The organism is Roseovarius sp. E0-M6 (genome assembly GCF_037083845.1).
In the GTDB taxonomy this organism is placed as follows: Bacteria; Pseudomonadota; Alphaproteobacteria; order Rhodobacterales; family Rhodobacteraceae; genus Roseovarius.
Genome location: NZ_JBAPLA010000008.1, coordinates 179,197 through 191,490, shown reverse-complemented (window position 1 = coordinate 191,490; position 12,294 = coordinate 179,197). Strand labels below are relative to the sequence as shown.

The window sequence follows — 12,294 nt, the reverse complement described above, 5'->3', positions numbered from 1 at the left end:
CAGGTTGCAGCGCGGGCGCGCGCCGAAGCGCGCGATCCGCAACCAACGCGCCCGTCACGATGGACAAAAGCGCCACAATCGCGGACAGGCTCAGCATCGAAACACCCGAAAGGCCAGCACCCACGGTGCAGCCCCCCGCCAGAACGCCACCAAAGCCCATGAGGGCCGCCCCTGCCACATAGCGGAGCGTTTGCCGCGGGCTCTCAAAACTCTCAAGGCTCAGTTCGCGCCGGATCAGCGCGGACAGGAAACCACCTGCAAACACGCCCCCGACCAGCCCCACACCAAAACCGGCCGGAATGGATGTCGACGCCACTGTCCAGAAAAGGCTATCGGCCCATGTCGATGTGAAGGCCATGGACTGCACCGGCTGCGGCTCGAACGCGTCGAAGAAAAGCCAGCCGGTCGCGACCCAGCCCGCCACGACAAGCGCGCCAATTGCCCCGGCCATCATAACATGAAGAGGACGTGGCCGAAGCCATGCGATCGCCGCGACAAGACCTGCCACCAGAAGCGCGGCCCATGTTACCGCCCCGCCCGGCAACTCGGCCAACGACCCGATACCAGCCTCAAGGGTGGCACCGCCAAGTCCCACCCGCAAAGGCGCAAAGACGCCTTTGAGCGTGGCATGCGCCACGATTGCAAAGATCACCAGCACAGTCAGCGCCCGCAGATTGCCCGTACCGCCCAGAACCGTGAGGCGGCTGATGCAGCCCCGCGTCAGAACCATTCCGATACCAAAGGCAAGCCCCCCGACCATCAGCGCGGCAAGCGGCAGGTCCGATACCATCTGACGATGATCAGAAAGATCAACCCAGCCCAACCCGGTCACAAGCGTCGTGCCCGCAATGGCCACCGCGAGCGCGCTCAGCCATGTGCCAAGCGCCGCATTGCGATCAGGGCCCGCCACCACCGCGCGACGAAGACAAAACCGGCTGACCTGCGCCGCCACGCCGAAGGCAAGCCCGAGGGCCAACCCGATCAGAAGTTGCGCGCCCTGCGCGTCAAACGGCAGTTCGTAAAGCTCGAATAGCATGGAAGTTTCGTCCCGGCGAAAATGGCAATCCGGCCTTACATCGCGCTTTTGCACATGAGGTCAAGAAGCCCAACCCGGGACACTTTCTTGCAAAGTTGATCATGAACGGAACAGGGTTCCACCCCGGCGCGCACCACCGGCAAAATATGTCATGATCGTTCTGTTTTCTGAAAGCTTGGCCTTAAATCGCGGTGATGGCGCTCTCTACGGGAATGTTTGGGTGTTGCGTCATTCGAACTCCATCTGCTCATAGACCCGGCCCGCATTTTTGGTTGCCAGCTCCTCGAACGTATCGAGATGCGCATAGGGCGATTGATCCACATAATAGGCATCGGCCAGATCACCCCCCGCATCCAGATGCGCACCGATCTTTTCGCGCAGATAGACAAGGTAATCACGCGTATAGCGACGCACCTGCGCCATGTTGGTCGGATGGCCGTGCCCCGGAATGACATAGGTTGCCTCAAGCGCCTCGAATTCGGTCTCCCATGTGTCAAGCCAGTCGGCGGTATAAGTGTGCTCGAAAATCGGGAGCATCCGTTCGTGAAAAGCCATGTCTCCGGAAATCACAAGCTCCTGCGTCGGCAGCCACACGACAATGTCGCCCGGGCTATGCGCGGGCCCCAGATACCGCGCCTCAATCCTGAAATCTCCGCGCTCCACGACATAGCTCTCCGCGAAAGTCTCGGTTGGACGAACGATCTGCGTGCCTTCGTGCTGCTCTTGGTTTATCCGTTCCATGGTCGCGAGCGATTGCGCACCATAGTCTTCGATTTCCTGCGCCGCATCTTCATGGGCCACAATAGGCACGCCCTGTTCGGCCCAATAGCTGTTTCCAAGCATGGCGTGCCCTTGGCCATTTTCGTTGAAGACCAGTTTGACCGGCTGATCGGTCACGGTCTTGATCTCTTCGTGCAGGGCCTTGGCCAGACCATAGGCCGCGCCACCATTGATCACGACGACACCGTCACCCGTCACGATAAAGCTCAGGTTGTTGTTGTGACCTGCGTTCTCATAGGTGGGCGGCGCGGTTGCACCGATCGCCGAATAGACGCCGGGGATCACCTCGTAGGGTTTGTCATAAAGAAGCGAAGCCGGGTATTTGTCAGCGATATCCTCGCTGGCCTGCGCCATCCCGGTAAGCGCCATCAATGCCAGAATCCAACGCATCACATTTCCTCCGTCACGAATTGGTATGCATCGCCCTTGCGCTCAACGCGCCCCAACCCGCCACCGGGAAGGTGAAAGCCGATAAGCCCCATACGCTCTTGCGTCAGCATGTCGAGAAGGCGGGCGCGCGTGTTGGCCGCGGTCTCGGGGTCCTGATCCGAACCGCTGGGCCATTCCGGACGCTCAAACGCCACATGACCATTGCCTATGGCATCGCCGACCACCAACAGTGCGCCCTCGGTGCCGCGAAGCTCGAAGGACATATGCCCCGGCGTATGACCGAAGCTGCTATGGGCGATGATGCCGGGAAGGATCTCTTGGCCGCTCTCGAACGTGCTCATGTCTTCCGCGATGGCCTCAAGCCTGCGGGCCGCGCCCACGGCAAAACTGGCCCTTGCTTGCCCGATCGTCTCTACGGTTTCCGGGTCGGACCAATAGGCGCGTTCGGTGCGCCCCATCATATACTGTGCCTCGGTAAAGACCGGATCGTTGAAATCGTCGAGCACCCCCCAAAGGTGATCGGGATGCCCATGTGTAAAGACAACCTCTGTGACGTCCTCGGGTGTGATCCCCATCGCACTCAATCCATCGACAAGCTTGCCGGCCGTCGGCATGAAAGCCGGACCAGAACCACAATCAAAGAGGACGGTGCGCCCACCGAACTGGGCCACCGTGACATTGCAGGGCGGCGTAAGCGTATCTTGCGCGACGTCATACTGTTCGAGGATTGTCGTCAGTTCCTCCTCGGGCAACCCTTCAAAGAAAAACTCCGCCGGAAATGCCAGATGCCCGTCGCTCACCGTGCTGACCGTCAGGCCGCCAAGTTCCATTGTCGCCGCGGACCATACCTGCTGCGGAAGCCCCAACAGGGCCCCGGCTCCCAGCCCTTTCAACATAGTACGTCTTTGGATTTTCATGACGGCCTCCTCGATAGCGGCGACACGCGCCCAAGCAAGCGCGCGACAAACTTATTCACACAATTGAATATGACCTGCCACCCCCGCCATTGGCAAGGGGGTGTCTCGTGTCAGGTGCCTTTGACCTCGCGCTGGTGCATGATCCGGCCGATCGTGTTCATCAAAATCTGCGCCGCGAGGATCGAGGTGCTGCCGGTCTGATCATAATCAGGTGCAACTTCGACAAGGTCCAGCCCCACGATGTCGCCCCTTTTGGCAAGCCCGTCGATCAATTCAAGCACATCATAGTAAAGAAAGCCGCCATGGCTTGGCGTGCCGGTGCCGGGGGCAATGGAGGGATCGAAAGCATCAATGTCGATGGTCAGGTAATAGCGCGCACCCTCGGGAATACGAGCGAGCATCGCCTCGGTGCCCATCTTGCGCACCTGCCTGACCGATAGAATGTCCGCCCCCATCGCCCGCGCATCCTCATAGCCGTCCCGCGCTGTCGAAGATACGTTGCGGATGCCAATCTGGCTCAGGCCAGTGACATATTCCTTTTCCGCCGCGCGGCGCATCGGATTGCCGTGACCGAACCGCACGCCATGACGTTCATCCACGAAATCCAGATGCGCGTCGATCTGAACAACGTGAATCGGCTCTTGTCCGTCAAAAGCGTTGATGCACGGAATGTTGACCGAATGATCGCCCCCCAACACAACAGGCAAGGCGCCCGCTTCCAACATCTTGCGCACACCGAATTCGATATTGGCGTGGCTCCCCACGGTATCTGTGTGAATGATATCGGCATCCCCCAGATCGACGATTCGCACCTTGGCCGGATCAAGATATGTGACGTCATCCTCGTGGTCATAGGCCCCGCCATGGCCAAAGGAAAAAAGGGTCGATGCCTCGCGAATACCGCGCGGCCCCATACGGGCTCCTGACCGCCATTGGCATCCGAAATCGAAAGGCGCGCCCATCACCGCGACATCCGCGTCAATCGCGTCCCAGTCTTCCACGTAAGGATATTTGCCGAACGTGCATATCCCCACGAATGGAAGGTTCAACCTACCGGTTTCATACCCGTGCCCCGCCATGTGCATTCTCCAGTTTTGTGCGTGCCTCCGGGCCGCCACCGAAATGCTAAACCCGAACCTTGGCGATGACGGTGGCACAAGGCATACACTTTCACAATGCGGCGAACGCCCAAGCATGTCGAAGACCGGGACAGACAAGAAGACTCACTTGGACCCACGCCCTTGAGGGTCACCGTAGCGCGGGGTTTTGTTTGGGCGGGATACTGCCGACATGTCCGTCAATCCCTTTGCGTGGCGGGCGCGCCGGCGGGAACTTACTGGAGGCCCGACGCGTATTACCATAGACTTTGATGGCAGTGCCGCGGCGCCGGCGATCAAGGCGTAGAGACGTTGAGGGGACGCTGATTGTCACAAGGTTTTCATTCAAAGCTGCCATGTGTGTGTGTTCTGGTGGCGATCATTGTGTTCTCGGCATCAATCGCCACGGCCCTGGAACAAGTCCGTTTCGACATCCGCACAAGCGACGACAACCTGCGAAAGGCTTTGGTCGATGCCTCCCTCGTGCAGGCCGCGAACGAAGAGGACCGCGACGACCCTCAGGACATCATTGCCGCCGCCAACGCCGACTATGCCAAGCTTGTCAGCGTGCTTTACGAATTCGGATACTACGGTGGAGTCGTCAGCATTTTGGTGGACGGCCGCGAGGCCGGGCATCTATCTCCGTTCGCCACCCCCTCAAGGCTGCGTAACGTCACGGTGAGTGTCAATCCGGGGCAGCCGTTCACCTTCGGTCGCGCGCGCATCGCGCCCATTGCACCCGCGACCGACCCGCCAGAGGGGTTCACCCGTGGAGCGCGAGCCCGTGCGCCGGTCGTCAAGAACGCCGTGGATGCAGGTATCGAGGGATGGCGCGAAGCAGGTCACGCCAAGGCAGAACTGGCCGGACAGAACCTCGTGGCGGACCACAATTCCAAAACGCTCATTGCCGAACTGGCCCTGCGCCCCGGCCCGGTGGTGCGGTTCGGCAATCTGGTTCAGACGTCCGAAAGCGCAGTGCGCGCCGAACGCCTTCGCGTGATCGCGGGCTTGCCCACCGGCGAGCGCTTCTCGCCGGATGAGCTTGAAAAATCTGCCAAGCGGCTCCGCCGCACCGGCGCTTTCCGGTCCGTCGCGCTTAGCGAAGCCAAGAAATTGCGCAACGGCAAGGTGATGGACATCGAGATGGACGTTGCCGATGAAAAGCCGCGCCGCTTTGGCTTCGGCGCCGAAGTCTCGAGCAACGAAGGCCTTATGCTCTCGAGTTTCTGGCTGCACCGGAACCTTTTGGGCGGCGCCGAACGGTTGCGGTTCGACGCCAATGTTGGCGGCATCGGTAGCGAAGCCGGCGGTCGCAACGGTGGTATCGACTACGAAGTCGCGGGCCGGTTCGAACGCCCCGCGACCTTCGGCGCGGATACGACCCTCTTCATCACGGGACGAGCCGCACGCGAGGATGAGCCCAACTATCTCTCTGACCAGATTGAGCTCGGGTTCGGGTTCAGCCGGATCGTAACCGATGAACTGACTGTCGAGGCGGGTTTGACCCTGCGCTATTCCGACGAAACCGATGCGATCAACGGAAACACCGAATACTTTCACCTTCTGGTCCCGCTCAAGGCCACATATGATACGCGGGATGTGCCTCTGGACCCGGTCAAAGGCGTCTATCTTCAGGCCGAGGTGATGCCCTTCATCTCACTGGACGAAGACGATTCCGGCGCGCGGATCGAACTTGACGGCAGAACGTATCGACAGCTTGACGACAGCGGCCTTTTCACGGTGGCCGGCAGGCTGCAATTCGGCAGTGTCCTTGGCTCAAGCCTCGGGGATACGCCACAGGATTTCCTGTTCTATTCCGGCGGTGGCGATACGGTCCGGGGCCATCCCTATCAATCTTTAGGCGTGAATACCGGCAGCGGGCTGACTGGTGGCCGGTCATTCCTTGCGGCATCGGCGGAACTGAGGATCGACCTGGCGGGCAATTTCGATCCGGTCGCCTTCTATGACGTTGGGTATATTGGCCCCGAAAGCATCTATGACGGGAGCGGCCGCTGGCACAGCGGTGCAGGCGTCGGAATCAGGTATGCGACAGGGATCGGTCCATTGCGGCTTGACGTGGCCGCACCGGTCAGCGGCAGCACGGGCGAGGGTGTGCAGGTATATATCGGTATCGGACAGGCGTTTTGAATATGATCGACCGCATCGTGAAACCGGCCCTGAGATGGGCGCGCACAGCTCTGGTTTCGGGGCTAATTCTTTCTGCGCCCGTGGCCCATGCGCAAGANATGATCGACCGCATCGTGAAACCGGCCCTGAGATGGGCGCGCACAGCTCTGGTTTCGGGGCTAATTCTTTCTGCGCCCGTGGCCCATGCGCAAGAGAATGATCGCGGTTTCCTGCAAGGGCTGATCGAAGACAATCTTTCGACCCAAGGCCGCGATGTGAAAATCGAAGGGTTTGAAGGCGCACTGAGCAGCGAGGCGACACTCGACCTGCTGACGATCGAGGACACCGACGGCATCTGGCTGACAGTCAAGGATGTCACGCTTGACTGGAACCGCAGCGCGCTTCTGGCCGGCACTCTTGATGTGACCAAGTTTTCTGCCGCCGAGATCATCCTCGAACGGCTCCCCAATCCCGAAACCGGCCCTGATCTGCCCCAAGCTGAAGCGAGTGGTTTCACATTGCCGGACCTGCCGGTGTCGGTGAATATCGAAGAGATCGCCGCCAAGAAGGTCGTCCTCGGCAAGCCCGTGCTTGGAGAAAAACTGAGTCTGTCGCTTGAAGGCTCGATGCGGCTCGAGGATGGCGAAGGGCAAGCAAAGCTTGAGGTATCGCGGCTTGATCGCACCTCCGATTTCGTGTCGTTCGAAGCCAGCTATTCGAACGCCGATCGCAACTTGGGCATCGACCTAACCCTACAGGAGCAAGACGGCGGCATCGCATCGTCGCTACTGGGAATTCCGGGCGCGCCATTGATCACGCTAAGCGTCGAGGGCGACGCACCACTTGACGATTTCACCGCGCAAATCGCCCTGAGCACTGATGATCAAAGACGTCTCGGTGGCACGGTTACGATCAAATCGCCACAGCCTGATCCGGACGAGAAGGGCAACACACCTCCAATTCGTTTTGCCGCCGACATTCAAGGCGACATCGCGCCGGTTTTTGCCCCCGATTACCGCGACTTCTTTGGACCCGATATATCGCTCAGTCTGCAAGGATCGAAGCCAGCAGAAGGCGGGCTGTCGATCCGGGAACTGAGCCTCAAGGCGGCCGCGCTGCGGCTCGACGGGCAATTAGAGGTCGGGCCGGATAACTGGCCCGAAAGGTTCAATCTCACCGGTGAACTTGCCTCAAAGGATGGCTCTCGGGTTCTCCTGCCGCTAGGTGGCCCCAAAACTGAACTCGACTCGCTTGATCTGGCATTGCGCTATGACCGGGCGAGCGGCGATGACTGGCGCATGACACTGGATGCGCACGGCCTTGAGCGAGAAGACCTGTCGCTCAGACGCGCGCAACTGACCGGTGGCGGCACATTGTCCAAAGGCGAAGGAGCCACGCCCGGTCAGGTTACCGGCGCGCTTGATTATGTTGTGCAGGACCTTGCCCTACAAGACCCCGATCTGGCGGCGGCTCTGGGCGAAGCGCTCAAAGGGAAGATCGAATTCTCATGGCAGGAGCAATCACCATTCCGATTGCAGGCCCTGACCCTCGAAGGAGAAGATTATCGGCTTGACGGCACGGCGGAAATCTCCGGCATCTCGAAATCGGCATCGCCGCGTGCCACGGCCTCGCTCACGCTGAGCGCCTCGGATCTCGAACGGTTCTCCGGCATCGCCGAGACCGATCTTTCAGGGGCCGCCGATCTCAATATCAACGCAAGCTTTCAGCCGACCGAGGGCAAGACCCGCGTCAGTATTGAAGGCAAGGCGCAAGACCTCGGCTTTGGCCAACCACGCCTTGATCCGTTGCTAGCAGGCGAAACCGTGCTTTCCGCCAACCTGAGGCGCGGCCCCACGGGAACATATCTCGAATGGCTCAGGCTTACCTCACCGCAAACGACCCTATCGGCCAGCGCCGATTGGAAAACTGATCAAAGCCGCGCGGCCCTCTCGCTGACGGTTAACAACCTCGCCGTGGTGGAGCCATCTCTTGATGGGCCCGCGACGCTAAGCCTGACCGCGCAACAGACAGAGCAATCCAACGACATCTGGCAGTTTCAGACCAAGGCAACGGGCCCCGGAGAAGCCAAGATGACAGCCGACGGAACCATCGGCCTGACAGATGGCAAGCCGGGCGAATTCTCGGTGCAGGCCGAAGCGTCGGCGGCCGATCTCTCGCGCTATGCCCCACTTGCGGAACGTGATCTTGGCGGTGCCGTTGACCTCAAAATCGACGCAAACGGAGATTTGGAAACGCGCAGCGGCGACATCGAAATGACGGTGGACGGACAGGACCTCGCCCTAGGTGTCGAAGCGTTGGATCGCAATTTGCGGGGCCGTTCTCAAGCGCTGCTGTCGGTTTCGCGCGCGGCCGACGGGTCTGTCACCCTAAGGCGCGCCCGCATCACCTCACCGCGCCTGCAAGCCAACGCCAATGGCGCGCTTCAAGCTGATGGAGCCGCGAATGTGGACCTAGAAGTGACGGGCGACTCTCTTTCCATCGGCAACGAACAGGTGGATCGCCTTCTGCGGGGCCGCTCAACCCTCACCGCGGAAATCGCGCGCGACAGCGATGGAACACTCACCATCGACCGCGCCAATCTTACCACTCCACAGCTCAGCGCCGAGGCATCTGGAACCATTGGCACGAGTGGCTCTTCCTCGGCTCAGTTCAATGCAAGGCTCGCGGATGTTGCTCTGCTTGCGCCGGGCTTTCCCGGGCCTGCGACGGTGCGCGGAACGATTCGGGGCGATGGTGAGACATATATCGTGGAGGCGGACGCGACTGGCCCCGCCGGCATGACAGCCAATGTGTCAGGGCGGATCGGCACGGACCGCAGCCTCAACCTTGGCATAACCGGCCAAGCCCCGCTCGCGCTTGCCAATCCGGTGCTTAGCCCGCGCAGCCTCTCGGGCGTGGCACAGTTCGATCTCCGCGTGGATGGGCCGCCCGCGCTCTCTTCGGTGTCGGGAACAGTGACAACACGCGGCGCCGGACTGGCGCTTCCCAACGCAAAGCTTGCCCTCTCGGAGATGAACGCGAACGTGTCGCTTGATGGCGGCGGTGCCCAGATCAGCATGACTTCGGGCGTCTCCACTGGCGGTCAGATCGCCATAAACGGGCGCGTGGGGCTTGACCCACCTTTCCAATCCGATCTTGCCATAGACCTGCGCGGCGTCGGCATCACCGATCCCGCGCTCTATTCGACCACAGCCGATGGACGGATCACATTCAACGGGCCCGCCGCAGGCGGAGCGACCATTGCCGGGACGGTAAACCTTGGTGAGGTCAACGTGCGTGTGCCGGACGGGGCCATATCTTCGGGCGTTGATCTTCCCGGGCTGCGCCATGTGAACGAGCCGGCGGACGTGCGCCAAACCCGCGCCTTCGCAGAGCTTATCAGCAACGGCACCTCTCAGTCAGGTGCCGCAGGTGCGGCCGGTCCAGCCTATGATCTCAGTATCGTGGTCAACGCACCGTCGCGCATTTTCATTCGCGGTCGCGGCCTTGATGCGGAACTCGGCGGGTCGCTGCGGCTCCGTGGAAACACCAAGAACATAATTCCCGAGGGACAGTTTGATCTCATCCGTGGACGGCTGGACATACTGGGTAAGCGGCTGACCCTGACCGACGGGTACCTCAGGATGCGCGGAAGCTTCGAGCCTTACCTCTATCTGGTGGCCGAAACGACAAGCGGTGAGGTGCAGATCATCATCGTGGTCGAAGGGCCAGCATCCCAACCCGATATCACCTTTTCATCGCAGCCCGAATTGCCGGAGGATCAGGTTCTCTCACAACTGATCTTTGAACGGGACATCAGCCAGATTTCGGCATTTCAGGCGCTGCAACTGGCCAGTGCGGTGGCCACGCTCGCAGGTAAGGGCGGAGATGGCGTCGTGGGGAAACTGCGCAGTAGCTTTGGACTCGATGATCTCGACGTGACAACCGGTCCCGATGACACGACAGAGGTTCGGGCAGGCAAGTATTTGTCTGAAAACGTCTATTCCGAAGTCGAAGTCGATTCCGAAGGCCAATCCCAAATCAACCTGAACCTCGACATCAACAAGAACCTCAAAGCCAAGGGCAGCTTTGGCGCGGGGGGCGATAGCGGGCTCGGTATTTTTTTCGAAAAGGATTACTGAAGCCGCGGCGGCAGGACGCCGCCGCGCTCAGTATGTCCTGTCCCCACCCTTAAGGGGGCCGGTCAGACGGACTTTATCGACCCGCCATCGATGCGGATCTTGCTCCCGGTGACATAGGATGCCCGCTCGGAACACAGGAACGTCACAACATCGGCGAACTCCTCGGGCTTGCCATAGCGCCCGGTCGGGATCGACGCGGCCGAGCTTTGCGCGACCTCCTCGACCGGCTTGCCCGTGCGCTTGGCGGCGGCGGCGTCCAGCTCATCCACACGCTGCGTATGAATACGGCCCGGCATCACGACGTTCACGGTGATCCCGTCACCCGCGATTTCGTTCGAAAGCGACTTCGACCACCCCACAAGGGCGGACCGCAGGCCATTCGACAGCGCAAGATTCGGAATCGGCTGTTCGACACCCGAAGAGGTAATGGTGACCACGCGGCCCCACCCCTTGTCCTGCATCCCCGGAAGCACCCGCCCTGTCACGTGAATAAGATTGGCGCACATCGTCTCGAAATGCGCGATCCAATCCGCGCGTGAGGCACCGGTCGTCTTGCCGGGCGGGGGGCCGCCCGCATTATTGACAAGGATATCGATTCCGCCATCTTTCAGAAGATCGTCCAATGCCGCGTTGATGGCGTCGACATCCGACAGGTCAAGTTGCATGGCATCAATCTGCCCCTCTTCCGCCGCGGCCCAGTCCTGTATCTTTTCGGCGTTGCGCGCGGCGGCAATCACCTGCGCCCCCTCGGCGGCAAGCGATTTGGCAATAGCCGCACCCAGCCCGCGGCTTGCGCCAAGCACCAAAGCGCGCTTTCCAGTCAATCCAAGTTCCATCAGTTCAGCTCCTTCAATCGTTTTTCCTGCCGATCCAGCATTCGATCCACTTCGGCGCGCGCGGCAGCAGTCAGCGGCGCTCCGGGTTTGCGCAAGGCCGGGCTTGCGATGATGCCGCGCTTGGCCAGAACGTATTTTCGTACCGCAAGGCCAAGCCCCGGCTGCTGTTCGTAACGTGCCATCGGAAGGTAGGCGTCGAAAATGTCACGGGCCCGTTCGGGATTGCCGGCCTCCATCTCGCGCACGACATCGCGCATCATCTCGGGAAACCCAAATCCGGTCATGGCGCCGTCTGCCCCACGCGCCATCTCCTCGGGTAGGAAGAGCCCGCCATTTCCGCACAATATCGAGATCCGCCGGTCCAAGGCTTGCGGCGCGCGCAGGGCGCTGATCTTCTCCAATCCAGGCCAATCCTCATGCTTGAGGCACACACAGGTCGGAAGATCCCGCACGATCCGTGCAATAACCGACACCGACATTTGCACACCCGTGACAAGGGGAAAATCCTGAAGCACGAAGGGTGCATCACCGATGAATTCAGCGGCCTGAGTATAGTAAGTGACGATCTGATCGTCGGTCTTGAGCGCGCCCGGCGGCGCGATCATCACTCCGCTGGCACCTTCGCCCATTACCATGTCGCTCAGCTCTTTCATCTGTGCGAAACCCGGTGAAGAGGCCCCCACCACCACCGGCACGCGACCGTCCACGCGCATCAAAACCCGCTGAACAAAGCGGCGCGACTCCTCCATGGTGAGTTTCGGCGCTTCACCCATCATGCCAAGAACCGTCAGGCCCGTCGCCCCGGTCTCAAGATAGGTGTCGACCATGCGGTCGGCGCTTTCAAGATCAAGCGTCCCGTCATCCTGAAACGGCGTGGCGGCGATCACATAGACGCCCCGCGCCTCTTCTGTCAGCCGGCTCATGGTCTCGTCTCCCTTTGTTGGCTGCTTTGTCATTTGCAAATTCCAT

The 12,294-nt window shown here is 60.7% G+C and carries 8 protein-coding genes; 2 read left to right on the top strand and 6 right to left on the bottom strand.

The window, feature by feature from the left end; translation table 11 throughout:
- From V8359_RS17390 to V8359_RS17375, 4 genes are all read right to left on the bottom strand, one after another.
- Positions 1–1,036: YeeE/YedE family protein (locus V8359_RS17390; protein ID WP_336430367.1), on the bottom strand; the 1,036-nt coding region annotated here is incomplete at its 3' end.
- A gap of 228 nt (positions 1,037–1,264) precedes the next feature.
- Complete coding sequence (locus V8359_RS17385) at positions 1,265–2,206, bottom strand: MBL fold metallo-hydrolase (protein WP_336430365.1); 942 nt, start codon at positions 2,204–2,206, stop codon at positions 1,265–1,267.
- A complete protein-coding gene (locus tag V8359_RS17380; RefSeq protein WP_336430364.1) occupies positions 2,206–3,123 on the bottom strand; it encodes an MBL fold metallo-hydrolase in 918 nt (305 codons plus the stop codon). Before V8359_RS17380 ends, V8359_RS17385 begins: the two co-directional genes overlap by 1 nt.
- 110 nt (positions 3,124–3,233) lie before the next feature.
- Entirely contained in the window at positions 3,234–4,202 is a 969-nt protein-coding gene (locus V8359_RS17375) for an agmatinase (RefSeq protein ID WP_336430363.1), read from the bottom strand.
- 345 nt (positions 4,203–4,547) lie between these two features.
- Here V8359_RS17375 and V8359_RS17370 point away from each other — a divergent pair, with 345 nt between their 5' ends.
- Both V8359_RS17370 and V8359_RS17365 read left to right on the top strand, forming a co-directional pair.
- Positions 4,548–6,368 (top strand): autotransporter assembly complex protein TamA, encoded by a 1,821-nt coding sequence (locus V8359_RS17370; RefSeq protein WP_336430362.1) that lies wholly within the window; start codon positions 4,548–4,550, stop codon positions 6,366–6,368.
- Positions 6,369–6,370: 2 nt separating this feature from the next.
- A complete protein-coding gene (locus V8359_RS17365) occupies positions 6,371–10,489 on the top strand; it encodes a translocation/assembly module TamB domain-containing protein (protein WP_336430361.1) in 4,119 nt (1,372 codons plus the stop codon).
- Positions 10,490–10,551: 62 nt separating this feature from the next.
- Here V8359_RS17365 and V8359_RS17360 read toward each other — a convergent pair whose 3' ends face one another.
- Together V8359_RS17360 and V8359_RS17355 are read right to left on the bottom strand one after the other, a co-directional pair.
- Positions 10,552–11,325, bottom strand: a complete 774-nt coding sequence (locus tag V8359_RS17360) for an SDR family oxidoreductase (protein WP_336430360.1) — start codon at positions 11,323–11,325, stop codon at positions 10,552–10,554.
- Complete coding sequence (locus V8359_RS17355; protein ID WP_336430358.1) at positions 11,325–12,248, bottom strand: dihydrodipicolinate synthase family protein; 924 nt, start codon at positions 12,246–12,248, stop codon at positions 11,325–11,327. Before V8359_RS17355 ends, V8359_RS17360 begins: the two co-directional genes overlap by 1 nt.
- Between the last annotated feature and the right edge of the window lie 46 nt (positions 12,249–12,294).